The organism is Pigmentiphaga sp. GD03639 (assembly GCF_029845405.1).
GTDB lineage: Bacteria > Pseudomonadota > Gammaproteobacteria > Burkholderiales > Burkholderiaceae_B > Pigmentiphaga > Pigmentiphaga daeguensis.
In genome coordinates this window covers 63,413-88,207 of record NZ_JAOCLR010000010.1, presented here as the reverse complement: position 1 = coordinate 88,207, position 24,795 = coordinate 63,413, and the positions used below count along the sequence as shown (strand labels likewise).

27 protein-coding genes are annotated in these 24,795 nt (G+C 66.7%); 17 read left to right on the top strand and 10 right to left on the bottom strand.

All coding sequences use genetic code 11. The annotated features are described in order from the left end of the window. Positions 1-89 precede the first annotated feature (89 nt). Entirely contained in the window at positions 90-950 is an 861-nt protein-coding gene (locus N5K27_RS13190; RefSeq protein WP_254914648.1) for a ParB/RepB/Spo0J family partition protein, read from the top strand. 20 nt (positions 951-970) lie between these two features. Here N5K27_RS13190 and N5K27_RS13185 read toward each other — a convergent pair whose 3' ends face one another. From N5K27_RS13185 to N5K27_RS13175, 3 genes are all read right to left on the bottom strand, one after another. After that, complete coding sequence (locus N5K27_RS13185) at positions 971-2,005, bottom strand: GTP-binding protein (RefSeq protein ID WP_132980148.1); 1,035 nt, start codon at positions 2,003-2,005, stop codon at positions 971-973. A gap of 13 nt (positions 2,006-2,018) precedes the next feature. Further along, positions 2,019-2,798, bottom strand: a complete 780-nt coding sequence (locus tag N5K27_RS13180; RefSeq protein WP_087840482.1) for an IclR family transcriptional regulator — start codon at positions 2,796-2,798, stop codon at positions 2,019-2,021. A 189-nt stretch (positions 2,799-2,987) separates the two neighbouring features. Then, entirely contained in the window at positions 2,988-3,965 is a 978-nt protein-coding gene (locus N5K27_RS13175) for a tripartite tricarboxylate transporter substrate binding protein (RefSeq protein ID WP_087840401.1), read from the bottom strand. 143 nt (positions 3,966-4,108) lie between these two features. On the opposite strand from N5K27_RS13175, the gene N5K27_RS13170 reads away from it, so the two are divergent. The 4 genes from N5K27_RS13170 to N5K27_RS13155 all read left to right on the top strand — a co-directional run bounded on the left by N5K27_RS13170 (position 4,109) and on the right by N5K27_RS13155 (position 9,035). Further along, positions 4,109-5,407, top strand: coding sequence for a Rieske 2Fe-2S domain-containing protein (locus N5K27_RS13170; protein WP_087840399.1), 1,299 nt, complete (start codon positions 4,109-4,111; stop codon positions 5,405-5,407). A gap of 5 nt (positions 5,408-5,412) precedes the next feature. After that, entirely contained in the window at positions 5,413-6,522 is a 1,110-nt protein-coding gene (locus N5K27_RS13165; protein WP_132980147.1) for a zinc-binding dehydrogenase, read from the top strand. 231 nt (positions 6,523-6,753) lie between these two features. Next, positions 6,754-8,037, top strand: coding sequence for a Rieske 2Fe-2S domain-containing protein (locus N5K27_RS13160; RefSeq protein ID WP_279816976.1), 1,284 nt, complete (start codon positions 6,754-6,756; stop codon positions 8,035-8,037). 20 nt (positions 8,038-8,057) lie between these two features. Continuing rightward, positions 8,058-9,035 carry a tripartite tricarboxylate transporter substrate binding protein gene (locus N5K27_RS13155; RefSeq protein WP_165963242.1) on the top strand — a complete coding sequence of 326 codons (978 nt, stop codon included), beginning with the start codon at positions 8,058-8,060 and terminating at the stop codon, positions 9,033-9,035. A 12-nt stretch (positions 9,036-9,047) separates the two neighbouring features. On the opposite strand, the gene N5K27_RS13150 is transcribed toward N5K27_RS13155, so the two are convergent. Next, positions 9,048-9,542: a MarR family winged helix-turn-helix transcriptional regulator gene (locus N5K27_RS13150; RefSeq protein WP_087840391.1), complete on the bottom strand. Its 495-nt coding sequence runs from the start codon at positions 9,540-9,542 to the stop codon at positions 9,048-9,050. 99 nt (positions 9,543-9,641) lie between these two features. Here N5K27_RS13150 and N5K27_RS13145 point away from each other — a divergent pair, with 99 nt between their 5' ends. Then, entirely contained in the window at positions 9,642-10,286 is a 645-nt protein-coding gene (locus tag N5K27_RS13145; protein ID WP_087840389.1) for an isochorismatase family cysteine hydrolase, read from the top strand. A 1-nt stretch (position 10,287) separates the two neighbouring features. On the opposite strand, the gene N5K27_RS13140 is transcribed toward N5K27_RS13145, so the two are convergent. Then, on the bottom strand, positions 10,288-10,596 hold the full coding sequence (locus tag N5K27_RS13140) for a DUF202 domain-containing protein (protein WP_087840388.1): 309 nt from the start codon (positions 10,594-10,596) through the stop codon (positions 10,288-10,290). Further along, on the bottom strand, positions 10,593-10,934 hold the full coding sequence (locus N5K27_RS13135) for a DUF202 domain-containing protein (protein WP_087840387.1): 342 nt from the start codon (positions 10,932-10,934) through the stop codon (positions 10,593-10,595). Before N5K27_RS13135 ends, N5K27_RS13140 begins: the two co-directional genes overlap by 4 nt. Positions 10,935-11,060: 126 nt before the next feature. Here N5K27_RS13135 and N5K27_RS13130 point away from each other — a divergent pair, with 126 nt between their 5' ends. Beyond that, positions 11,061-12,110 carry an NADP(H)-dependent aldo-keto reductase gene (locus N5K27_RS13130; protein WP_087840386.1) on the top strand — a complete coding sequence of 350 codons (1,050 nt, stop codon included), beginning with the start codon at positions 11,061-11,063 and terminating at the stop codon, positions 12,108-12,110. A gap of 45 nt (positions 12,111-12,155) precedes the next feature. Here the strand turns inward: N5K27_RS13130 and N5K27_RS13125 are convergent, their stop codons facing one another. The 4 genes from N5K27_RS13125 to N5K27_RS13110 all read right to left on the bottom strand — a co-directional run bounded on the left by N5K27_RS13125 (position 12,156) and on the right by N5K27_RS13110 (position 16,453). Further along, entirely contained in the window at positions 12,156-13,148 is a 993-nt protein-coding gene (locus N5K27_RS13125; protein ID WP_087840384.1) for a 4,5-dihydroxyphthalate decarboxylase, read from the bottom strand. Positions 13,149-13,179: 31 nt separating this feature from the next. Further along, positions 13,180-14,154, bottom strand: a complete 975-nt coding sequence (locus N5K27_RS13120) for a tripartite tricarboxylate transporter substrate binding protein (RefSeq protein ID WP_279816968.1) — start codon at positions 14,152-14,154, stop codon at positions 13,180-13,182. 240 nt (positions 14,155-14,394) lie between these two features. Next, complete coding sequence (locus N5K27_RS13115) at positions 14,395-15,306, bottom strand: LysR family transcriptional regulator (protein ID WP_132980143.1); 912 nt, start codon at positions 15,304-15,306, stop codon at positions 14,395-14,397. A gap of 67 nt (positions 15,307-15,373) precedes the next feature. Next, positions 15,374-16,453 (bottom strand): alpha/beta hydrolase, encoded by a 1,080-nt coding sequence (locus N5K27_RS13110; RefSeq protein ID WP_279816965.1) that lies wholly within the window; start codon positions 16,451-16,453, stop codon positions 15,374-15,376. Here N5K27_RS13110 and N5K27_RS13105 point away from each other — a divergent pair. From N5K27_RS13105 to atpA, 10 genes are all read left to right on the top strand, one after another. Further along, the gene (locus N5K27_RS13105; RefSeq protein ID WP_279816964.1) at positions 16,452-17,399 is read left to right on the top strand and encodes a LysR family transcriptional regulator; all 948 of its coding nucleotides are present in this window, start codon (positions 16,452-16,454) and stop codon (positions 17,397-17,399) included. The genes N5K27_RS13110 and N5K27_RS13105 overlap by 2 nt on opposite strands. Positions 17,400-17,520: 121 nt before the next feature. After that, positions 17,521-18,084, top strand: a complete 564-nt coding sequence (locus tag N5K27_RS13100) for a cupin domain-containing protein (protein WP_165963239.1) — start codon at positions 17,521-17,523, stop codon at positions 18,082-18,084. Between the two features lie 44 nt (positions 18,085-18,128). Beyond that, entirely contained in the window at positions 18,129-19,103 is a 975-nt protein-coding gene (locus tag N5K27_RS13095; protein ID WP_279816960.1) for a tripartite tricarboxylate transporter substrate binding protein, read from the top strand. A 43-nt stretch (positions 19,104-19,146) separates the two neighbouring features. Beyond that, a complete protein-coding gene (locus N5K27_RS13090; protein ID WP_279816958.1) occupies positions 19,147-19,908 on the top strand; it encodes a class II aldolase/adducin family protein in 762 nt (253 codons plus the stop codon). Between the two features lie 161 nt (positions 19,909-20,069). Continuing rightward, on the top strand, positions 20,070-20,669 hold the full coding sequence (locus tag N5K27_RS13085; protein ID WP_279816955.1) for an ATP synthase subunit I: 600 nt from the start codon (positions 20,070-20,072) through the stop codon (positions 20,667-20,669). A 78-nt stretch (positions 20,670-20,747) separates the two neighbouring features. Further along, positions 20,748-21,614 (top strand): F0F1 ATP synthase subunit A, encoded by an 867-nt coding sequence (atpB, locus tag N5K27_RS13080; protein ID WP_087840373.1) that lies wholly within the window; start codon positions 20,748-20,750, stop codon positions 21,612-21,614. Positions 21,615-21,738: 124 nt separating this feature from the next. Then, positions 21,739-21,981, top strand: a complete 243-nt coding sequence (gene atpE / locus N5K27_RS13075; RefSeq protein ID WP_087782618.1) for a F0F1 ATP synthase subunit C — start codon at positions 21,739-21,741, stop codon at positions 21,979-21,981. An 82-nt stretch (positions 21,982-22,063) separates the two neighbouring features. Further along, on the top strand, positions 22,064-22,534 hold the full coding sequence (locus N5K27_RS13070; protein WP_087840371.1) for a F0F1 ATP synthase subunit B: 471 nt from the start codon (positions 22,064-22,066) through the stop codon (positions 22,532-22,534). Between the two features lie 90 nt (positions 22,535-22,624). After that, complete coding sequence (locus tag N5K27_RS13065) at positions 22,625-23,164, top strand: F0F1 ATP synthase subunit delta (protein WP_087840369.1); 540 nt, start codon at positions 22,625-22,627, stop codon at positions 23,162-23,164. Positions 23,165-23,217: 53 nt separating this feature from the next. Further along, complete coding sequence (atpA, locus tag N5K27_RS13060) at positions 23,218-24,759, top strand: F0F1 ATP synthase subunit alpha (RefSeq protein ID WP_279816946.1); 1,542 nt, start codon at positions 23,218-23,220, stop codon at positions 24,757-24,759. Positions 24,760-24,795 lie beyond the last annotated feature (36 nt).

Genomic DNA, 24,795 nt, shown 5'->3' with positions numbered 1-24,795 from the left:
AGCACATCATGGAAATGAAAGCAGGATCTAAGGGTGTGAAGAAACCCAAAGGACTCGGACGCGGACTGGACGCGCTGCTGGGCGCCGACATGCCGGCGGTCAGCACGCTGGGCACCAAGTCCACGGCCCAGCCGGAACAGAAGGAAGGCCCGCCCAATACGCTGCCGGTGTCCAGCATGCAGGCCGGCCGCTACCAGCCGCGCTCGCGCATGGATGAAGGCGCGCTGGGCGAACTGGCCGAATCGATACGCACCCAGGGGGTGATGCAGCCCATCCTGGTCCGCGCGATCGAAGGCGGCCGCTACGAGATCATCGCCGGCGAACGCCGCTTCCGTGCCGCACAACTGGCCGGCCTGACCGAGGTACCGGTGCTGGTGCGCGAGGTCAGCGACGAGAACGCCGCGGTCATGGCGCTGATCGAGAACATCCAGCGCGAAGACCTGAACCCGCTGGAAGAAGCGCAGGGCGTGCAGCGATTGATCGGCGAATTCGGCATGACGCACGAGCAGGCGGCCCAGGCCATTGGCCGCTCGCGTTCGGCCACGAGCAACCTGCTGCGCCTGTTGAACCTGGCCGCTCCGGTGCAGACCATGCTGTTGGCCGGCGACCTCGACATGGGCCATGCGCGCGCGCTGCTGGCGGTGGATGCCGCCACGCAGATCCAGCTCGCCACGCAGATCGTGGCCAAGCGGCTGTCGGTGCGCGAGGCCGAAAAGCTCGTCGCTCAGACACTGCAGGAAGCCGCGCAGAAGTCCAGCCGCAAGCCCGCGGCCAAGTCACGCGACGTGCTGCGCCTGGAAGAAGCGCTGTCCGATCGCCTGGGCACGCAGGTGGCGTTCAAGATCGGCGCGAAGGAACGCGGCCAGATCATCATCGATTTCCACGGCTGGGAACACCTGTCGTCGCTGCTGGAAAAGCAGGGCCTGGCGGACGTGCTGGAAAACAGCTGAACGGCGGCGGCGCGCGTCCGCTATGCCGACGCGCCTCCGAAGAAGGCTGCCGCGATGCGCGCGACACTCGCATGCGCGGCGATGACGGTCAAGCCGGCCGTGGGCGTGGCGGCATCGGCCGCCACGGGCAGGGGGCGCACGTCGAAGCGCCTGTCGTCGGGCGCGAACTGCACCACTCGCCGCTGGCCGTCGGCCAGCATCACGATGCCCTTGAGGCGCAGCAGGTCGTCACCCAGCGCATCGGCCAGCGCGTGCAGACGGACCAGCAGCGCATCGCGCGCGATGGCCTCGGGCAACGGAAGAAAATACGCCTGCGCGTCATGATGATGATGAGCGTGTTCATCATCGTGTTCGTGGGCATGCGCGGGATCATGAGGGTCGTGCGCCACGCCGGTCGCCGACTGTCGATCCGCGTCATCGCCTGCCTGCGCGGCCCGGGGCGCGACGGCCTGACATACGTGCTCCCATGACAGGTCGGCCTGGTTGGAGACCAGCACGGGCGCCGCGGGATTCAAGGCCGCCAGGCGACCGGCCAGCGCTTGCGTCGATTCCTCCGGCGCATCCGATGTCTTGGTCATGATCAGCGCCTGCGCCGCGCGTACCTGCGCCCGCGCTTCCGGATGGCGATCGAGCAATGCCGCGCCGGCCGGCGCGCCCGCTACCGTCACGACGGCCCGCAGGCGATAGCGTTCGCGCAGCAGCGGGTGATCGTGCAAGGCCTGGAGAATGGGCGCGGGATCGGCCATGCCCGTGGTCTCGATCGCCACGGCGGGAAACGCCGGCATGCGGCGTTGCAGCCGTGCCCAGAACAAGTCCTCCAGCGCCTGTTCCAGGCCCGGCAGGCCCGTGCAGCACACGCACGAACCCGATACCAGCGAGGCCTGTTCGGTCACACCCAGCAAGGCGCCGTCGAGCCCGACCTCGCCCAGCTCGTTGACGATCACCGCCGCGCCTTGCAGGCCCGGTTGTTCCAGCCAGGCCGAAAGCAGCGTCGTCTTGCCGCTGCCCAGGAAGCCAGTCAGCAGATAGACGGGGATGGGGGACGAGGCAGCCATGGACGAACTCAGCTCATGATTGGTAGCCCAGCCGCGCCGACACGCCGTCGGCGGCCTGGAGCACGGGCGCGACGAACCCGCGCATCGCTTTCTTGGTCAGTCGCTGGGTGGGACCGGCGATGCCGATCGCGGCGATGACCTGCCCGGTGTGGTCGCGCACCGGCGCCGCAAGGCCCCGCATGCCGACCTCGCTTTCCTCGTCGTCTTGCGCATAGCCGTCGCGGCGCACCTGTTCCAGCGTGCCGCGCAACAGGGCAGGATCGGTCTGTGTGTTCGGCGTGCGCGGCGCCAGGCCGTCCTTGACCACGCGCGCCAGTACCTCGGCGCTCTGGAAGGCCAGCAGGGCACGGCCCTCGCTGGTGCAAAAGGCGGGCTTGCGCGCGCCCACGTACGAACGCATGCGGATCGCCTGATGGCTTTCGAGGTTGAAGAGATAGATGATGTTGCTTTGCTCGAGCGTGGCCAGATGCACGGTCTCGCCGGTGATCTCGCGCAACTCGTGCAGGTAGGGCAGGGCCTGCGTCGAAATATCCATGCGTCGCCGCACCAGCGCGCCCAGCGCGAACAGCCCCAGCCCCAGCCGATACCGGCCGTTCTCCGGATTCTGCTCCAACAGCCCCTCGGCCGTCAGCGTGCTGGCCAGCCGGTGCACCGTGCTCTTGGCCAGCCCCAGCCGCTTGGCAAGCGTGCTGATCCCGATCTCGACTTCCGTCTCGGAAAACGCCTTGAGCACACGAATGGCCGAAGCGACCGAGGACAGCCGCCCTTCGCCTCCGTCCTGAGTGTCTTGCATGATGATGGACAATGTTTGTGTCAACCCACCTTTATAACAAGTGCTGGCAGCCAGCAAAGCACGGAAGCGACAAACCAGGAAAGTCCCACCGGTCCCAGGAAACCGCGGATCTGGCTTTGCCAGTCCGCCGGTTTCGCCCCCTTGAGGGGGCGCCCGAAGGGCGTAGGGGGTGGGCTTTCCTTGCGCGCGTCAGCGCGTAGGGGGGGGCTCTATATATTGTTTCCAGTGCACGATTTCCTTCTTCACGAAATCGTTGAACGTGGGCGCATCCCAGTCGAAGGTTTCCATGTTCTGGGCCCGCAGTTCGGCCTGCCCTTCCGACGATTGCAGGGCCTTGCGCACCGCGAGGTTGAGCTTGGTTACCAGCTCGGGCGCCATGCCGGCGGGGCCCGACAGCGAGAACCAGGTGGTGCCGGTCAGCTGCGGATAGCCCAGTTCCTTGAAGGTCGGGATATCGGGGAAGTCGGCCACGCGCTGCGCCGAGGTCACGGCCAGCGGGCGCAGCTTGCCGGCCTTGATGTTGCCGGCGGCGGTGCTGAGCGTGATGAAGGCGGCCGGTACCTGGTTGGCCGCGACGTCGGCCACGGCCGGACCCGCGCCCTTGTAGCTGATGTGCACCAGGTTCAGCTTGGTGATCTGGCGGAAGGCTTCGCCGATCAGGGCGCCATGCGTGCCCTGCCCGGGCGAGGCCCAGCTCAGGCCCTGGGGCATGGACTTGACCTGTTTGATGAAGCCGGGCACGTCCTTGATGGGCTGCGCCACGTTGACCGCCAGCACGGTGGGCGGTCCGCCCAGCAGCGCGATGTGTGTGAAGTCCTTGATCGGGTCGAAGCTGGTCGCGTTGGTCAACGGGGCGACGACGTGCGAGCCGATGCCCGACACCACCAGCGTGTAGCCGTCGGGCTCGGCGCGCGCGACCATTTGCGAACCGATGACGCCGCCCGCGCCGCCGCGGTTGTCCACCACGAAGCTCTGCTTGAACGTCTCGGCAAGATGGCGCGCGATCAGCCGGCCCAGCGTGTCGGCGCTGCCGCCGGGCGCGTAGGGCACCACGATCTTGACCGGCCGGTTGGGCCACGGATCCTGCGCACAGGCAGGCGCCGCAAGGGCGCCGGCTGCAAGGCTCGCGCACAGAAGGCGCGCGAGGAAATGGCGATGAATCGTCATCGGCGTGTCTCCTTTCTTGAAGTTCCGATGGTCGCCGCGGCACGGGCCGCATTGACATCGGGATCGAGCGAATGATAACTTTGTTTCCTATCGAGGAACAGTGTTCCTTTATACGGAACGTATATCAAGCGAGGGGACTCAAGATGTTGAAGAAGGAACAGAACGACCTGCTTACCCAGACGGGGCCGGGAACGCCCCTGGGCGAGCTGTTCCGCCGCTACTGGCTGCCGGTGATGCTGAGCCGCGAGCTGCCCGGGCCCGGCTGCGAGCCGGTGCGCGTCAAGCTGCTGTCCGAGCGGCTGCTGGCCATACGCGACGAGGAAGACAACATCGGCCTCATCGACGAGTTCTGTGCGCATCGCGGCGTGTCGCTTTGGTTCGGCCGCTACGACGAGAAGGGCCAGGGCGGCGGCATCCGCTGTCCGTACCATGGCTGGAAATACGCCGCCGACGGCCAATGCCTGGACGTGCCGTCCGAAGCGGAAGACAGCGGTTTTCGCAGCCGTATCAAGCTCACCTCGTATCCGCTGGTCGAGCGCGGCGGCATCCTGTGGACCTACATGGGCCCGCCCGAGCACCAGCCACCGCTGCCCGAGTACGAGTTCGCGATGGTGCCCGCCGAGCAGCGCTTCGTGTCCAAGCGCATCCAGGAAAACAACTGGCTGCAGGCGCTGGAGGGCGGCATCGATTCCAGCCACGTCTCGTGGCTGCATCGCGACAGCCTCAAGTCCGATCCGCTGTTCAAGGGCGCGGCGGGCAACCAGTACAACCTCAAGGACCTGCGCCCGGTGTTCGAAGTGGTCGACACCGATACCGGCCTGCTGGTGGGCGTGCGCCGCAACGCCGACGACGATTCGTACTACTGGCGCATCACCCCGTGGCTGATGCCCTGCTTCACCATGGTTCCTCCGCGCGGCGATCATCCCGTGCACGGGCACTTCTGGGTTCCGATCGACGACGAGAATTGCTGGGCGTGGAGCTTCGACTACCATGCCGGCCGCGCGCTGACCGAGGCCGAGGTGCAGGCGATGGAAGACGGCAAGGGCATCCACGTGCGCTACGTGCCGGGCACGTTCCGCCCGCTGCAGAACAAGGACAACGACTACCTGATGGACCGCGAGGCCCAGAAGGCGGGCAGAACGTTCAGCGGCATCGAAGGCATCGGCATGCAGGATGCGTCGCTGCAGGAAAGCATGGGCCCGATCCAGGACCGTACCAAGGAGCACCTGACGTCCACCGACAACGGCATCGTCAAGATGCGCCGCGCGTTGATGAAGGCCGTGAAGGCGCTGGCCGAGGAAGGCGCGGCGCCTCCGGGGACGCATCCGTCGGCGCACCACGTCCGCTCGGCCGCGGTGATCCTGCCGCGCGACCAGCACTTCAAGGATGCCGCCGCCGAGGCGCTCACGGCGCAGCCCGGCCGGCCGCACGCGTCGGTGTAGCGGCCATGGCGCTTAACGTACGAGCCGCGGTCGCCGTCGAGGCCGGCAGGACCGAACTGCGCGAACTGGCCGCGCCGGCCACCTCCGCCACCAGCGGCCTGCTCAAGGTCGCCGTCACCGGCGTGTGCGGCAGCGACTGGCCCTACTACCAGCAACTGCCGGCCAGCCGCGGCCCGCTCGTGCTCGGCCACGAGACCGTGGGCCACGTGGCCGAACTGGGCGACGTGGCGCGCGCCAAGTGGGGAGTGAAGGAAGGCGACCTGGTCGCGCTGGAGGAATACCTGCCCTGCGGCCATTGCGAGTTCTGCCGCAGCGGCGAATTCCGGCTGTGCGACGCCACCGACTGGCGCCTGGGCGGACTGCGCTACGGCGCCACCGGGCTGTCGGTGGAACCGGGGCTGTGGGGCGGGTTCAGCCAGTACCAGTTCCTGCACCTGAACACGGTGTTCCATCGCGTGCCCGCCGGCGTCTCGCCCCGCCATGCGGCGCTGGCGCTGCCCCTGGCCAACGGCATCGAATGGACCTACCTGCAAGGCGGCGCGGGGCCGGGCCAGACCGTGGTGATACAAGGGCCCGGCCAACAGGGCCTGGCATGCGTCGTGGCCGCGCGCGAAGCGGGGGCCGAACGCATCATCATCACCGGGCTCTCGAACGAGACGGATGCGCGCCGCCTGGCACTGGCGCGCGAACTGGGCGCGCACCACACCATCGACATCGAGTCGCAGGACCTGCTCGAGACCGTCGCCGACCTGACCGGTGGCCTGATGGCGGACCTGGTCATCGACTGCGCCGCGGGCGGCACCGATTCGGTCGTCACCGCGGTCCAGCTTGCGCGCAAGCGCGGACGGGTCATCCTGGGCGGGCAGAAGCGCCGCCGCATTCCCGAATTCGACAGCGATCGCATCATCGCGCGCTTCCTGACCGTCAAGGGCATGCGCGGCCACAGCTACGAATCGGTCGAGCTGGCGCTGCAACTGATCGCGGGCGATCGCCATGGGGTGAAGAAGATGAGCACGCATGCCTTCGGGCTCGAGGATACCGACCTCGCGCTGCGCAGCCTGGCGGGCCAGGGCGTGCAGGGGGCCATCCACATGACCATCGATCCCTGGAGCTGAACCTACCCGGCCGGTCGTTTCCGGTCCTTTCTTATCGGGCAGCCATGGCCCTTTGACGCGGTCGCGCCGCGCCAGAGGGCCATGGCTGTTGCCGTTTTCTCCTTCTTGACACCCGGCCATGCGAATCCCATAATGATCAAATGCTAGCGATTCGCTAGTATTTGATCAGTGCAGGGCCGCGACCATCCGCGAGGGCGGAGCGCAGTCATGGAACAGGAGACAGGAGGATCGATGCTCAGCCCCGAAATGAATCGCATGCTTACCCGGGTGGAGAACGGCGCGCCCATGGGAAATCTCATTGGTCGATTCTGGATACCGGCATTGTTGTCGGAAGAAATCGCCGAGCCGGACTGCCCGCCAGTGCGTGTCGGCCTGCTCGGCCACCGCCTGGTGGCGTTTCGCGACTCGGAGGGCAGGGTCGGACTGCTGGACGCGCGCTGCCCGCATCGCTCGGTCGACCTGTTCTTCGGCCGCAATGAACAGGGTGGATTACGCTGCGTCTACCACGGTTGGAAGTTTGGCGTGGACGGCGCCTGCGTCGACATGCCCAGCGAACCTTCGACCAGCCCGATGAAGGCCAAGGTGCGCGCGCGGGCATACCCCGTGCATGAATCCGGTGGCATCGTCTGGGCCTATCTGGGCCCTGGCCAGGCCCCCGCCGCGCCCGACATCGAATTCATGTCGCTGCCGAAAAGCCACGTTTACGCGTCGAAGCGGCTGATGCGTTGCAACTTCATGCAGGCGCTGGAAGGCAGCCTGGATACGTCTCATCTGACCTTTCTGCACCAGATGAACCTCATGTCCAAGGACGTGTTCGGCGTGGGGGACTTTCAGCGCTTCTCCGACGCCGATGGCGCTCCGCGGTTCTTCTGTGCGGATACCCCTTACGGCATGTCCATTTCCGCGCGCCGAGACGGCGACGACGATACCTACTACTGGCGCGTCACGCAGTGGCTGATGCCGGTCGGCGTGCTGGTCCCGACCGCGCCGGGAAGCGTGTGCCGGGCCAATTTCTTCGTCCCGATCGACGACCGGAACTGCTGGTGGTACAGGATCCGCTACCAGCCGGAGCGGCCGCTGGAACAGGAGGAAATCGAGGAGTACGACACCGGCGATCTGGATTATTCGCGCCGCGTGCCGGGCACCTATGAATCGATAGGCAACAAGGAGAACGACTATCTGATCGATCGCGGCAAGCAGCGCGCCGAATCCTTTACCGGCATCCCCAGCGCCCAATTGCAGGACATCGCCGTGCAGGAAAGCCAGGGCGAAATCGCGGACCGCAGCATCGAGCACCTCGGGACGTCCGATACCGCCATCGCCCAGACCCGGCGCAGGCTGATCAATGCCGCCCAGGCACTCGAGGAAGGGCGGATGCCACCGGAAGCGCTCGCTGCCTCGCAATACCGCATCCGTGCCATCGCCATCACGCTGAACCGAACCCGAACTTTCGACGAAGCAGCGGCGCTGGCGCAGTTGCCGCCAGTCCAGGGGACCCGGGAGAAGATGAAATGAGGCTTACGATGACAAATATCATGAGACATCTCGCCCTGGCAGCCGCCCTCGGCGCCACCAGCCTGTTCCCGCATGGGGTTTTCGCGCAGGGAGCTTCCTGGCCCACTCGTTCCGTCCGGGTGATTGTGCCTTTCCTGGCTGGAGGATCGATCGACGTCGTCGCCCGCACGCTGGCGGCCGAGCTTTCGGCCCGCTATCACCAACAGTTCGTGGTGGAAAACAAGGCAGGCGCCGGTGGCACCATCGGCACGGATCTCGTGGCCAAGAGCGCGGCGGATGGCTACACGCTGCTGCTTACGGCCCAGGGACCGCTGGTGATCAACCCGTTCATCATGTCCAAGCTGCCCTACGATGCGCAGCATGCGTTTGCTCCGGTGTCGCGGGTTGTCGATGCGCCCAACGTGCTGGTGGCCTCGCCCAAGGCAGGACTGCCGACGTTCGAGGCTTTCCTGCAGCGGGCTCGGTCGGGCGGCGCGCCGCTGACTTACGCCACCCAGGGCGTGGGCACCACGGGCCACGTCACCGGCGCGCTGCTGGACCAGGCGCTGGGCATTTCGCTAACGCATGTGCCCTACAACGGTTTTCCTCCCATATTGACCGATGTCATGCAGGGCCGCGTCGATCTGATGATCGCGGACACCGTGAATGTGGGTGAGCGAGTCCGGACGGGCCAGTTGGCTGCCGTTGCAGTGGCCTCGCCTCGACGCAGTTCGGTGCTGCCCGAGGTTCCGACCTTCGCGGAAAAAGGCTATCCCGAGATCGTGGCGGGTCCGTGGTTCGCCTTGCTGGCCCCAGCGGGCACGTCCAAGTCGGTGCGAGACAAGCTCTCGGCCACGGTCAAGGAGATCCTGGCCAAGCCCGACATCGCCACGCGCTTCCACGACATGGGCCTGGACATCGTAGGCTCGACGCCGGACGATCTGCAAAGCTACATGGACAAGGAATATGCGCGCTGGGGCACGATCATCCGTAAGGCCGGCATACAGTCGGCTTCCTGACCTGCGGTAAGGTCAATCGGCGAAGTCTTTCCAGGTCCGGGGAGACTTCAGCCGATCCGAAGCCGTGGCCGCCAGCTTGCTCAGCGTCTCCCGGATGTGGCGCTCTTCTCCCTGGCCCATCGCACCCAGCACGTCATGTTCCAGTGCGCTCATCACGCGCTCCACGTCCATGCGCGCCCGCTCGCCTGCCTCGGTCAACTGCAGCACGGAACGCCGGCGATCGCGCGGATCGACGCCCTTGGTCATATAGCCCTGCCTGGTCAGCTGCACGATGGCGCGCGAGACGAAGAAAGCGTCCGTGCTCGTATGTTCAGCTACTTCCTTGGCCGACAGTGGGCCGAAGCGTCCGACCACTGCCATTACGCGCCACGTGATGGTCGTCAGGCCGTACTTTTCTTCCCACATGGGGGCCAGGAACTGCGAGATGCGTGTCGCGATCATCAGCGCCTGATAGGCGATGCGGTGCTCGAGCGGGACGGTCGGGTCGGGCGGAGTCTTCTTCGGCATGGTCGATTGAGGCGCTGCGGCGATGGTAGCCGGGCGCACGGCGGAGGTGGATATATTATGCAGTGTGTCACCGCTCGTCGATGATCAAAGGAGACAGCCATGCCCTACCGCTTCGACCGCATCGATCCCCGCCAGACCGCCATGGTCGTGGTGGACATGCAGAACGACTTCGTCGCCGACGGCGCCAAGCTCCAGTCCCGGCAGGCCAGGGACATGGTCGGCAAGCTGGCCGAGACCCTGCGCTTTTGCCGCGAGCAGGGGATACGGGTGCTCTATACCGCGCACGTGCATCGTGACGACGGCTGCGACATGGGGCTGTTTCGCGACCTGTACGGGCCCATCGCCGACCACTCGTCCCTGGTGGACGGCACCAAGGGCGCCGACATCTATCCCGAACTCGCTCCGGCCCCGGGCGAGCATGTCATCAAAAAGCACCGCTACAGCGGTTTCTACGGCACCGACCTGGACATCATCCTGCGCGAATGGGGCATACGGAACGTCGTGATCTCGGGCACCACCACCGAGAACTGCTGCCACGCCACGGCGCGCGACGCGATGTTCCACAACTACAAGGTGGCGTTCCTGGCCGATGCCACCGGCACCTTCGACTATCCCGACGTGGGCTGGGGCGCGATGAGCGCGGCCGAGGTGCACAAGGCGACGCTGACCATCCTCGCGTTCTCGACCGCGCACGTGATGAACGTGGACGAGTTCAGGTCGCTGGTGGCCAAGGGCAGGGGCTGAACTAGCTCAGCACGAGCCAGGTCCCGGCCAGGCTCGTGATGGCCACCAACGCGGTGATGCCAGCCATCCACGCCGACGAGGCGGCGTGGATCTTGTCCAGGGCCAGGGCCGACCGGCGCCACGACGCGGTCGCGAAGAACAGGATGGCGCACAGCATGTCCAGCGCGCCCACGATCAGGAACATCGGCTGGTGTTCCTGCACGCCCGCGCGCAGCACCAGCAGCGCAACGGCCGTCATCGACAGGCCGGTCCGGCCCCAGGACAGCGCGGTGCGCTGGGGTTGCAGCCCCGGGTCGAGCTGCGAACTCATCGGAATAGCACGAACAGGCCGGCCACCACGGCGACCAGCAGGGTCACGCCCGCGGCCAGCGGAATCAAGGTCGAACGCGGCAGGGGCCGCGAGTGCCGCATGGCCTGCTGGTTGGCCTTCCACTGGAAATAGGCGCCGCAGCAGAAGACCAGGCCGGCGACGGTCATCGCCACGCTCAGCGCCAGCAGCGGCCAATGCGGCTGGACCACGCCGCCGAACTGGTGCAGCAGGATGGCGCCGGCCAGCACGGCAAGCGCGGTGCGTATCCAGGCGAGGAAGGTGCGTTCGTTGGCCAGCGTGAAGCGATAGTCGGGTTCGCGGCCGTCATCCTCTTGCATGCGGGGGCTCTCCTGCGGGGTTTGGTTCGGGTGCCGCTATTTTAGGCTGTCGCGCAGGGCTTTCATGCAGTCGACAGCGGCCATGCAGTAACCTTGGATGGAACAACCCGCAACCGGAGCACAGACGTGGAATACCGCAAACTGGGACGCACCGATCTCGAAGTCAGCGTGATCGGGCTGGGAACCATGACCTGGGGGGAGCAGAACAGCGAAGCCGAGGCCCACGAGCAACTGGATTACGCGCTGGCGCAGGGCGTGAACCTGGTGGATGCCGCCGAGATGTATCCGGTGCCGCCCAAGGCCGAGACCCAGGGTCGCACCGAGGCCTACATCGGCACCTGGCTGGCCCGCACCGGCCGCCGCCAGGACATCGTGCTGACCAGCAAGGTCGCCGGCCCCTTGCGCGATGCCAAGCGTCCCGGCCATATCCGCGACGGCAAGCCCTTCCTGGACCGCAAGAACCTGACTGCCGCGCTGCACGACAGCCTCAAGCGCCTGCAGACGGACTACCTCGATCTCTACCAGCTGCACTGGCCTGACCGCACCACGGCCACCTTCGGCCAGCTCGCCTATCCCTGGGTGAAGGACGACTACACCGTGCCCATCGAGGAAACGCTGTCGGTGCTGCAGGACTTCGTGCGCGAGGGTAAGGTGCGGCACATCGGCGTCTCGAATGAAACGCCGTGGGGCGTGGCGCAGTTCCTGAAACTGTCCGAGACGCGCGGCCTGCCGCGCATCGCGTCCATCCAGAATCCCTACAGCCTGCTCAACCGCGTGTACGAAATCGGCCTGTCCGAGTTCACGCAGTTCGAGCAGGTCAGCTTGCTGGCCTATTCGCCGCTGGGCATGGGCGTGCTGTCGGGCAAGTACCTGGGCGGCGCGCGGCCCGAGGGCGCGCGCCTGACGCTGTTCTCGCGCTTCACCCGCTATGACGGGCCCCAGGCCGAATCGGCCGCGCGCCAGTACGTGGAGCTCGCGCGCGACCATGGCCTCGTGCCGGCGCAGATGGCGCTGGCCTGGGTGAACAGCAGGCCGTTCGTGGCCAGCAACCTGATCGGCGCGACCACCATGGCGCAACTGCAGGAGAACATCGCCAGCGCGCAGGTCACGCTTGCCCCCGAGGTGCTGGAGGGCATCGAGCGCATCCATCGCAGCCAGCCCAATCCCTGCCCCTGAGCCGGCGGGCAGGCCGCGTGCGCGCGGCCTGCCCGGCTACGGCGTTCAGATCTTGAACGCCTCGAAGGTCTCCGGCGCGAACAGGTCTTCCGGCGTCAGCAGCTTCTTCGACAGCCCACCCTGGTGGTGGTAGCGCAGGAAGGTCTCCAGCGTCTTGCGGTTGTTCTCGAAGCCGTAGGCCCAGAAGTCTTCGCCCATTTCCTTGATCACGGCTTCCATGTTGCCCAGCAGCCAGGGATGCATGATCTTGAGCGCGGCGGTCTCGCGCAGGTTCTGGTAGGCCACCTGCTGCGCCTGCACGAAGGCCTTGTACAGCGACTGCGCGACCCAGCGGTTGGCCTCGTAGATTTCGCGGCGGATGACCAGCGTATGCATGATGGGGAAGATCCCCGTGTTGCGGAAGTACTCGCGCTCGACCGCTTCGAAATCGGGGAACAGCCGCGTGACCTTGCCCTTGCCGGTCAGGAAGGTGGACGGCATGCGCGCGGTGTGCAGGGCGTCGATCTCGCCGTCCAGCAGCATCTGCGACAGGGTCTGCGTGGGGCCGATCTGCTCGACCTTGATGTTGGGGGGCAGGTCGATCTTGAGCTTCTCGGGACGGCCGGGCTCTTCTTCGCCGCCGGTGACGTAGGTTACGCTGTCGACGGGCACGCCGTAGTGTTCGTCCAGGATGCCGCGAATCCACACCGGCGCGGTCATCTGGTACTCGGGCGTGCCGATGCGCTTGCCGATCAGGTCCTTGGGCTCGCGGATGCCCGCATCCGCGTTCACGTAGATGCACGAGTGGCGGAAGAAGCGCGAGGGGAAGATCGGGATCGCGATGAAGGGCCGCTCGGGCTTGAACAGCGACACGGTGTAGGACGACAGCGACATCTCGGCCACGTCGAACTCGCGATGCCGCAGCATGCGGAAGAAGGTTTCCTCGACCGGCATGTTCAGGTAGTTCAGGTCGATGCCGTCGGGAACGACGGTACCGTCCATCAGCGCGCGGGTGCGGTCGTAGTCCCAGCAGCCCAGGGAAAGTCTCAGTTTGGACATAAGCGGCCTCGATAAAGAGAAAGTTGGACGGTCATTCGATGCGGATGTTGGCCTTCCGGATGACGGCGCCGTAGCGGTCGATGTCGGAACGGATCTTCTGCCCGAACTGTTCGGGCGTGCCGCCCACCGGCGTCAGGTAGCTGGTGGCCAGCGTCGATTGCACTTCGGGCTTCTTCAGGATGGCGTTCACGGCCGAATTCAGCCTGGCGACGATCTCGCGCGGCGTGCCCGCGGGGGCCAGCATGCCATACCAGATGTCGATGTTGAAACCGGGGAAGCCTTGTTCGGCGCCGGTGGGCAGGTCGGGTGCATAGGGCGTGCGCTGGTCCGCCGCGACGGCGTAGACGCGCATGCGGCCGTCCTTGAGGTAGCCCGCGATGTTGGTCAGCGTGATGAAGATCAGGTCCACCTGCCCACCCAGCACGTTGGGCACCGAGTCCGAGCAGCCCTTGTACGGCACGTGCGTGATGTCCACGTCGGCCTGCTGCTTGAACATCTCGCCGGCCAGGTGCAGCGCCGAGCCGGTGTCGCAGCCGGCGTAGGACAGCTTGCCCGGGTTGCCCTTGGCGTAGGCCACGAGGTCCTTGAGCGACTTGGGCGCGAGATCGGCGCGCGCGCCCAGCACCGCCGGCGTGGTGCCGATCTGCACCACCGGCGCGAAGCTCTTGAGCGTGTCGAAGGGCAGCTTGTTCATCAACGTGTGGTTGATGGTCATCGTGTTGGGAATGATGGCCAGCGTGTAGCCGTCGGCCGCCGCCTTGGCCAGCAGGTCCAGCCCGATGTTGCCGCCGGCCCCGGGCTTGTTCTCGACCACGAAGGTCTGGCCCAGCTCGGCGCGCAGGTGCGTGGCGATCAGGCGCGCGGCCGTGTCCACGCCGCCGCCGGCGGTCACGGGCACGATGACGCGCACGGGCTTGGAGGGGTAGTTGTCCGCCATCGCCAGGGGCGAAGCGGCGGCCGCGGCCACCGCCAGGGCGGCGAACAGGGCGCGTGCCGAGGTTTTCATGCAGTTCTCCATCTTGTGCTTTTTCAATGATTCGTACCGATCCCCATGCCACGCCGGAACGGTCGCTTGCGGGATGGGGAATGTGCGCGCCGGCGCGTGGGTCACCACGCCCGGCGCGTCCTGGAGGCGCCGGGTGTTGCTAGCGGCCCCGCCGGGGCGGCTCGCGGCGCTGCGGAAATTCTAAGTCGGGAAGGGCGGCGGGAACCGGTTGCGGGCCATGATTAATACTGATCGCAGCCATCATCGATCGGTATCGGCGGCAGGCGGGGCGCCGTCCGTCAGCCCGCGTATGTGCGTGCGCAGCACGTCCAGGAACAGCGCGGAGGCGGTGGTCAACGGCCGGCGCGGATGCGTGACGCAGATGATCTGCCGCGCCATGGCGGGCGACTCGATGGTGCGTACGCGCAGCGGCGAGCGGCGCGCATGGCGGCGCACCACGGTGCGGGGCAGGATGGCGTAGAGGGCCGCGTCCTCGGCCAGGCTCAGCAGTGCGGTCATCGAATAGATCTCGAACACGGGCTTGAACACCACGTTTTCCTGGCGCGCGTAGTCTTCCAGGATTTCGCGCAGGTTGTGCTCGCGCGGGGTGAACAGCAGCGGCAGGGCGGCCGCGGCCGACAGCGGCAGGGACGCGGGTATCGTGCCGTCGTCGGGGCCGACCAGCACGAGTTCGTCGTCGATGATGGGTTCGACGTTGAGCGAGAATGGCCGGCGCGGCTTGTCCACGATCGCGGCGTCGATCTTGCCGGACGCCACCCAGTCGAGCAGCGGTCCGTTGGTGACGGTAACGTTCACCTTGGGATAGGCGCGGGCGAAATCGGTCAGCGCCTCGCTCAGCACGCTCTCGGCCAGCGACGAGATCATGCCGACCACCACCTCGCCGCCGACTTCGCCGCTGCGCAGCGTCATCTGCTCGCGCGCCTGCGACAGGTCCCGCAGGATGGGCAGGTACAGCTGGTACATGCGCCGCCCCGCCTCGGTAGGCTCCATGCCCCGCGCGCTGCGGATGAACAGCTTCTGGCCCAGTTCCTCTTCCAGCTTGACGATCTGCGCGCTCAGGGCCGGCTGCACGACGTTCACCCGGCGCGCCGCGCCCGTGACGGTGCCTTCCTCGAAAAGGCAGATGAAGTACTGGATCTGGCGAAGTTCCACGGCGGTGGTCCCGGGCTGCGGTATGTCCGATTTTATCGGTACCGGCGCCCCGGAAGGGCCGCCCGCGTCAGGCCAGCAGCGCGGCCAGCGCCTGCGCGCTCCGGACGGCGATGCGCCGGCTCGCGGCGCTGTCGGCCACCCAGCGCAGGAACCCGTGCGGCATGCCGGCCGCGCGTACCAGTTCGCAGGCCGCGCCGGCTTCCCGCAGGCGGTCGGCCAGGATCTCGGCGTCGCTGCGCAGCGGGTCCAGTTCGGCGGCCACGGCCACCGCCGGCGGCAGGCCGGCGAAGTCCGGCGCCAGCAGCGGCGCCACCCGGCTGTCGCCCGGGCCCGGTTCGCGCCCCAGGTAGTCGCGCAGGATCCGCCGGCAGCGGGCGCGGGTCAGCAGCGGGGCGTTGGCGTTCTCGCGGTACGAGGGGGTGTCGAAATCGATGCCGATGATAGGGTAGGCCAGCCACATGGCCCGCAGCGGGACCTGGCCGCGCGTCTCCAGCGCCGCCGCCAGGGCCAGGTTCGCGCCGGAGCTGTCGCCGCCCACGGCCAGGCGCGCGGGGTCGGCGCCCAGCGCCGCGGCCCGTTCGTGCAGCCATCGCAGCGCGCCCACGGTGTCATTGAACGCGGCGGGGAAGCGATGCTCGGGCAGCACGCGATAGTCGACGCTGGCCACCATCACGCCGGCCTCCATCGCCAGCAGGCAGCAGGTGGCGTCGTGGCTGTCGAGGTCGCCGTTGGTGAAGGCGCCGCCGTGCAGGTAGAGCAGGGCGGGCGGCCGCGGTCGGTGCGGGCGGTACAGGCGCAGCGCCAGCGGCGCCCCGTCGACGGCGATGCCGGCGTCCTCGATGTCCAGCGGCACCGGCGGGCGCCGCAGCGGCTGGCGCGCGCGCAGGAAGGCGGCGCGCACCTGGGCCGGCTCCAGCAGGTGCGAGGGCGTGGTGTCGGCCTCGGCCAGGCGCAGCACGCGGGGCGCGATGTCGGGGTCCAGCCGGGCAAGCAGGGCGTCGTCGGGCTTCATGGGCAAGGCGGCGGTGACGGGGGTGGGCAGCGTAGCTATGATAGGGCCGGTCTCGCTCGGCCGCGCCATATTTCCGCGGTCCAGGGGCCATGCCGCCAGGGTATGGCGCACGACAGGGGGGAACGGCGGGGCCATGGACATTCGTCAACTGAAGTACTTCGTGACCGTCGCCGCGCACGAGAATTTCTCCAAGGCGGCGCAGCAGCTCTTCATCGCCCAGCCGGCCCTGAGCCGGCGCATACGCATGCTGGAGGACGAACTGGGCGTGCGGCTGTTCGAGCGCCACCTGCGCGGCGCCACGCTTACGCCCGAGGGACGCCGCCTGCTGGACCGCGCGCAATACCTGCTGCGCAGCTTCGACCAGCTCAAGAGCGACGTGCACGACACGCAGGGGGCGCCGTCCGGCCCGGTCATCATAGGCATGACGCCCAACTACGTGACCGTGATCGGCGCCGCGCTCACGATCGCGATCAAGCAGCGCTTTCCCGATGCGCAGCCGCACATCGTGCAGGCCTTCAGCCCGGCCATGCACGACATGCTGCGCGACAACGCGGTCGACATCGCGCTGCTGAGCGGCGCCACGCCGGCCCCGCCGCCGGCGCACATGTTGGCGGTCGAGCCCCTGTTCGAGGACCGCCTGTGCCTGGTGGGGCGCGCGGGGGACCCGCTGCTCGCGCGCAGCGAGATCCCGGTGCGCCAGTTGCGCGGCCTGCCGCTGATCCTGACGGGCGTGTCGCGCGCCGGCATACGCAACGAGATCGAGGCGCTGGCCGCGCGCCAGCGCGTGCCGCTGCGCATCGAGGCGGAAGTCGGCGCGTTCGCGCTGGCCGCGCAACTGGTGCGCCGCGGCATGGGCTACACCGTCTACCTGCCGTCCAGCGTCGCGCTCGAGTCCGGCCTGGCGGCGGTGCCCATCGCCGGGCTATGGCTGCAGCGCAGCCTGGCCTGGCCGGTCTCGCGCCCGTTGTCGCGCGTGGCCAGCGAAGTGCTGCCCATGGTGCGCGAGCTGATCATGGCGCAAGTCGAACAAGGGCAATGGCAGGGCGCCCGGGCCGTGGGCCGCAGGCGGCCGCGCGGCTGAACCGGATCCGCCATGCCGCGCCGGCATGGCGGGCATAGCAAATCGATAATTTATCGCCGCCGCGGGCGCGGCCATGATGTGGGCATCGCGGCCTTCCGGCCACGACCGTGAAGGAGCATCCATGGCCAGCCCATTGTTAGAAACCATTGCCCGTACGCGAGTCGCGCGCTTCTCCGAGCTCAAGCCATTCAGCCTGGCGTTCGTCGATTCGCTGCTGCCCGAAGGGCGCAAGAAGAATCTCAAGGTGATCGGCCGCGGCGTGGTCGAGAACGCCGACATGCAGCCGCCCATCACCGAGGACCACGGCTTCACCATCTCCTACATCGTCGTGCCGCCCGGCGGCGGCGCGGGCCTGCACGCGCACAAGACCGCCGAGGTATTCATCCCCATCTCCGGGCCCGTGCACGTGCTGATCGGCGACGACAAGGAAGAGCTGGTGCTGCAGCCGCTGGACGTGATCTCGGTGCCGACCGGCGTGATGCGCGGCTTTCGCAACTACGGCGAGCGCGAACTGACCATGCTCGCGCTGGTGGGCGGCCATACCGGCGGCGGTTCGGTCACCTGGCACGACGAGGTGCTGAGCCGGGCGGCGGCCGAGTCGGGCCTGGCGGTGGACGAGCAAGGCAACCTGAAGCGGCTGCCCAATTTCAAGATGCCCGAGGACGTGGAAGGCTCCGTGCTCTGACATCGCCGCCATGTCCGCCGCGAGGCGGGAGAGGGGAGACGATCATGAAAAAGAAAGCGCTGTTCGTTGCGGCCGCGACCTGGCCCGCCGCCGTCCTGCTGGCCTGTGCCTCGATGGCCGCCGGCGCGGCGGAAAGCTATCCGTCCAAGCCGGTGCGCGTCATCGTGCCGTTCCCGGCCGGCAGTTCGCCCGACATCGTGGCGCGCTACCTGTCGGGCAAGCTGGCCGAGCGCATGGGCCAGCCCTTCGTGGTGGACAACCGCGCGGGCGCGGGCGGCATGCTGGGCGCCGAGGCCGTGGCCAAGGCCGCGCCCGACGGCCACACCATTTTCTTCATGGTCAATTCCATCGTGACCATGAACCAGTTCATCTACAAGAAGCTGCCTTACGACCCGGTCAAGGATTTCGCGCCGGTCAGCATCGTCGCGGCCGTGCCCTACGTGCTCATCGCCAACAAGGACTTCCCGCAGCGCACGCTGGCCGACCTGATCGCGGCGGCGCGCGCCAGGCCCGCGTCCATCAATTACGCCTCGATGGGTGTGGGCGGCGCCGGCCACGTCATCATGGAACTGATGACCTCGCTGGCGGGGGTGCGGCTGACGCACGTGCCCTACAAGAGCGGCGCGCTGGTCGACGTGATCGGCGGGCAGGTGCCGCTGATCTTCCAGCCCACCACCACCGCGATCGAGCAGGTCAAGGCCGGGACGGTGATCCCGCTGGGCACGACCGGCAAGAAGCGCCTGCCGGCGCTGCCCGACACGCCGGCCATCGCCGAGGTGGTGCCCGGCTTCGAGGCCGACGGCTGGCAAGGCGTGGAGGCGCCGGCGGGCACGCCGCCCGCGGTGATCGAGCGCCTGAACAAGGAGATCGCGGCGGTGCTGGCGCTGCCCGAGACCGCGGGCCGGTTCGACGCGCTGGGCATCCAGGCCTGGCCCACCACGCCGGCGGAGATGGGGCGGATCATCGCCGCCGATATCGACAAGTGGGGCGGCGTCATCCGCCGCGCCGGCATCGATTGACCCTCTGCGCGCGCAGGGGACTTTTCACCAGGATGGAGCGGATATGGCGAAGGCGGCGGGACGTGCCGGCATGGACGAGGCCGAATGGGCGACGCGGGTGGACCTGGCCGCGTGCTACCGGCTGGTGGCGCACTTCAGAATGGACGACCTGATCTACAACCACATCTCGGCCCGCGTGCCGGGCGCGCACGGGCATTTCCTGATCAATCCCTATGGCATGGCCTACGAGGAGATCACGGCGTCCAGCCTGATCAAGATCGACCTGGACGGCAACGTGGTGGACGACGGCGGCCAGGACTACGGCGTGAACCATGCCGGCTTCGTGATCCATTCGGCCGTGCACCGCGCCCGGCCCGAGGTCGATTGCGTGATCCATACCCACACGCCCGCCGGCATGGCCGTCTCGGCGCTGGAATGCGGCCTCCTGCCACTGTCCCAGACCGCGATGTTCTTCGGCAGGGTGGCCATGCACGAATACGAGGGCGTGGTGGTGGACCTGGGCGAACAGCAGCGCCTGGTCGCCGACCTGGGCGACAGCCAGGCGATGATCCTGCGCAACCACGGCCTCCTGACCGTCGGACCGTCCATCGCCGAGGCCTTCACCGCCATGTACTGGCTGGAACGCGCCTGCCAGGCCCAGGCGATGGCCATGGCCTGCAACGCCCCGCTGCACCTGCCCGCCCCGGCCGTGGTCGAGCTGACCAACCACCTCTACAAACCCACCACCCGCCGCCCCTTCGGCCTGCTCGAATGGCCCGCCCTGCTGCGCCTGTTGGACCGCCGCGACGATTCCTATCGGTTGTAGACCCCCTAAGCCCTTACGGGCGCCCCAGGGGGCGGCCTGGCGGACCGGCGAAGCCGGATCCGCGGTGCCCTGGATCAAGGCAAGTTTGAACCTTTCGGGTAAACCCGCTATACTCGTATGCTTTGTCGGAAAGCAGGTCTTGAAAAGGTGCAAGTCGTCCGATGAAGACGGTCGAAGACGATTCGCGCCCTTCAGATGCATACGGAAAAGCGGCCAGCAAAAGCGGAGCCAAGGGGACTGCGCAGCAGGAGACATCCAGCGCGCGCGGCCACAGGGAGGCCGGCGAACCCGATCCATGGGGTTGGGAAGCCCGCGACGCCGAGCGTCTGCGTTCCAATGAACAGGTAGAACCGCTTCGGCTTACCGAGGCAGAACGGACGATATTGCGTCGGCAGGCCGTGCGGGACTTGCTGCATGCGATAATTGTTCAGGTTGCTGTCAGCATCGTGGTCGCCGTGCTGGCCTATGTGGTGTCAGGGAGCGCCGCAGGGCTGTCGGCGCTGGCCGGTGCCGCGGCATACGTCATTCCCAACGCCTTGTTCGCATTCAGGCTGATTCTGAGTGTGCAGAAGCCGGGGGGAGCAAACCCCGCAACGTTTTTCTTCGGCGAGTTCTTCAAGATCGCCGTCGCTGTCGTGTTCATCGTCGCAGCGGCGAAGTTCGGTCGTGAATGGCTCGTGTGGCCCGCCTTCCTGGCGGGCTTGGTGTGTGCGCTCAAAAGCCAGTGGCTGGTACTGGCTTTCGGCAAGAAAATGGATTGAAGATGGCGGCGCGTGCGGGAAACCCCGGCCGGCATCGCGAGAATTTCAAAATCAGGTCGTAGGATAGAAACCCCCGATATGGCTTCCACCACAGCGCCGACCGCGTCCGAGTACATCGTCCATCACCTGGGACACCTGAACAACACCGGACACAAGCAGTCCCTCATCGCCGACTTCTCGGTCGTCAACTACGACACGCTTTTCTGGTCCATCTCCATGGGCCTCGTGGTCGTGTTCCTGATGTGGCTGGGCGCCCGCCGCGCCACCGCCGGCGTGCCGGGCAAGATGCAGGCCTTCGTCGAGATCCTGGTCGAGTGGGTGGACGAGGAAGCCAAGGGCATCGTCCACAACGCCAAGTCCCGCCTGTTCGTCGCGCCGCTGGCGCTGACCGTGTTCATGTGGATCGTCTTCATGAACGCCCTCGACCTGCTGCCGGTCGACCTGCCCCATTACCTGTTCAGCCTGGTCGGGCTGGACGACGTCATCCACTACCACCGCATCGTGCCCACGGCCGACCTGAACGCGCCTATCGGCATGTCCATGGGCGTGCTGCTGCTGATGTTCTACTACGGCATCAAGATCAAGTCGCCCGGCGGTTTCGTCAAGGAACTGTTCACCGCGCCTTTCCATGCCCATGGCATCGGCGCGCTGCTGCTGGCCCCCTTCAACTTCCTGCTGAACATCATCGAATACGCCGCCAAGATGGTTTCGCTGGGCATGCGGCTGTTCGGCAACATGTTCGCCGGCGAACTGATCTTCATGCTGATCGCCATGCTGGGCGGCGCGTGGGCCGGCCTGAACGCCACCAGCGTGGCGCTGGGTGTCGGCCACATCCTTGCCGGATCGGTCTGGGCCATCTTCCACATCCTGATCGTCGTGCTCCAGGCTTTCATCTTCATGATGCTGACCCTGGTGTACATCGGCCAGGCCCACGAAGGCCACTGATCTCGAGGGTTCTTGGGAATACCGGGCGCGGTCGGTACTGCCGCGATCCGTAGCAGGTTTGCAGTATCCGTCGTTCAATTATCAACATAACTAGTCGTTTTACGATTCATATCAAGGAGTTGTCATGACCAACGTCGCTCTCGTCGCTCTCGCTTGCGGTCTGATCATCGGTCTGGGTGCCATCGGCGCTTGCCTGGGAATCGCGATCGTCGGTGGCAAGTACATCGAAGCCTCGGCTCGCCAGCCCGAGCTGATGAACCCCCTGCAAACCAAGCTGTTCCTGCTGGCCGGCCTGATCGACGCGGCCTTCCTGATCGGCGTGGGTATCGCCATGCTGTTCGCCTTCGCGAACCCGTTCGTCGGCTAAGACCTCTATTCGACATGACCGCTCCGTGACGCGGCCACAGCCCTCGTCACGGATGATGTTCTTTTCCGAATAAGGAAACACCGTGAATCTGAACGCGACACTCGTCTTCCAGATGCTCGTGTTCTTCATTCTGGCGTGGTTCACGATGAAGTTCGTGTGGCCGCCTCTGATGAAGTCCATCGAAGAGCGCCGTCTGAAGATCGCCGAAGGCCTTGCCTCGGCCGAGAAAGGCAAGGCAGAACTGGTGCAGGCCGAGGCCCGCATCGGTCAGATCGAAGCCGCTGCCAAGTCCGAGAACCAGGCTCGCCTGGCTCAGGCCGAGAAGCAGGCCGCTGCCTTGATCGAGCAAGCCCGCAAGGACGCCGAGGCCGAACGCGCCCGCATTCTCGAGCAAGCCCGCCAGGAAGCGCAGCAGGAAGCCCAGCGCGCCCGTGAAGGTTTGCGCGACGCCGTGGCGCAACTGGCCGTGAAGGGCGCCGAGGAAATCCTCAAGCGCGAAGTCAACGCCCAGGTGCATGCCGAGCTGCTCGGCCAGCTCAAGGCGCAGTTGTAATGAAGAACCCGCGCGGGTGGCACGAGCAACGCGTGCCGCTCACGCGTTTGCGAATCACCTCGCCAACCGTATCAGGCATCGAGAGCCACCATGGCTGAACTGTCCACCATCGCCCGGCCATACGCTGAAGCGCTGTTCGGCGTCGCCCGTGCAGATAGCGCAGGCCTTGCCGCCTGGGCCGAGCTTGTCGCCGAAATGGCGCAGGCGGCCGCGCACCCCGAGGTGCGCAGCGCCATCGCCGATCCCAAGCTCGACAACGCACAGCGAGTCGAATTGTTCACGGCCACGCTGAAGACGCCGCTTTCGTCCGCCGCGCGCAATTTCGTGACGCTGTTGGTCGAAAACGGCCGTCTGCTGCTGCTGCCCGAGATCGCATCGCAATTCCTGTGGCTCAAGAACCGCCACGAAGGTAGCGCCGATGCCGATATCGCCAGCGCCTTCGCGTTGACCGATGCCCAGGTTGCCGACCTGGTCGCCGGGCTGGAAAAGAAATTCGGCGTGAAGATCAAGCCCACCGTCCGGGTCGACGCTTCGCTGATCGGCGGCGTGCGAGTGGCCGTCGGGGATCAGGTGCTCGATACCTCCGTGCGTGCGCAGCTTGATCGCATGCGCGACGCGCTCGTCGCATAGTTCGGTCGCTGCGCACACATCGGCACCGAGAGAAAGGATTCCAGGAGTCAACCATGCAACTCAATCCGTCTGAGATCAGCGAATTGCTCAAGAGCCGCATCGAAGGCCTGAGCAACTCTGCTGACATCCGTACCCAAGGCACGGTCGTGTCCGTGACCGACGGTATCACCCGCATCCACGGCCTGTCGGACGTGATGCAGGGCGAAATGCTCGAGTTTCCCAACAACACCTTCGGCATGGCGCTCAACCTCGAGCGCGACTCCGTCGGCGCCGTGATTCTCGGCGACTACACCCACATCTCGGAAGGCGATACGGTCAAGTCGACCGGCCGCATCCTGGAAGTGCCGGTCGGTCCGGAACTGAAGGGCCGCGTGGTCGACGCGCTGGGCCAGCCGATCGACGGCAAGGGTCCGGTCAACGCCAAGGCCACCGACGTGATCGAGAAGGTCGCCCCGGGCGTGATCGCGCGCAAGTCGGTGTCGCAGCCGGTGCAGACCGGCCTGAAGGCCATCGACGCCATGGTGCCCATCGGCCGCGGTCAGCGCGAGCTGATCATCGGCGACCGCCAGACCGGCAAGACCGCCGTCGCCGTCGATACCATCATCAGCCAGAAGGGCAAGGGCCTGACCTGCGTGTACGTGGCGATCGGCCAGAAGGCCTCGACCATCAACAACGTGGTCCGCAAGCTCGAAGAGCACGGCGCGCTGGAGTACACCATCGTCGTGGCCGCCTCGGCCTCGGAATCGGCCGCGATGCAGTACATCGCCGCCTACTCCGGCTGCACGATGGGCGAATACTTCCGTGATCGCGGCGAAGACGCCCTGATCATCTATGACGACCTGACCAAGCAAGCCTGGGCCTATCGCCAGGTCTCGCTGCTGCTGCGCCGCCCGCCCGGCCGCGAAGCCTACCCCGGCGACGTGTTCTACCTGCACTCGCGCCTGCTGGAACGTGCCGCTCGCGTCAACGAAGAGTACGTCGAGAAGTTCACCGACGGCGCCGTGAAGGGCAAGACCGGTTCGCTGACCGCGCTGCCCATCATCGAAACGCAGGCCGGCGACGTGTCCGCCTTCGTTCCGACCAACGTGATCTCGATCACCGACGGCCAGATCTTCCTGGAATCGGACCTGTTCAACGCCGGTATCCGCCCCGCCATCAACGCCGGTATCTCGGTGTCGCGCGTGGGTGGCGCCGCCCAGACCAAGGTCATCAAGAAGCTGTCCGGCGGTATCCGTACCGACCTGGCCCAGTACCGTGAACTGGCTGCCTTCGCGCAGTTCGCTTCCGACCTGGACGAATCGACCCGTCGCCAGCTCGAGCGCGGCCGCCGCGTGGTGGAACTGCTCAAGCAGCCCCAGTACCAGCCGCTGCAGGTCTGGGAACTGGCCGTCTCGCTGTTCGCCGCCAACAACGGCTACATCGACGACGTCGAGGTCAAGGACGTCCTGGCGTTCGAAAAGGCGCTGAAGGAATACCTGAAGTCCAAGTACGACGCGCTGGTCGGCCGTATCGAGGACACCAAGGAACTGTCCAAGGACGACGAAGCCGCGCTGCACGAAGCAGTGAAGGATTTCAAGAAGAACGGAGCCTTCTGAAGCAGGGTACACGGGGCGCCGCTCGGCGCCTCTCTG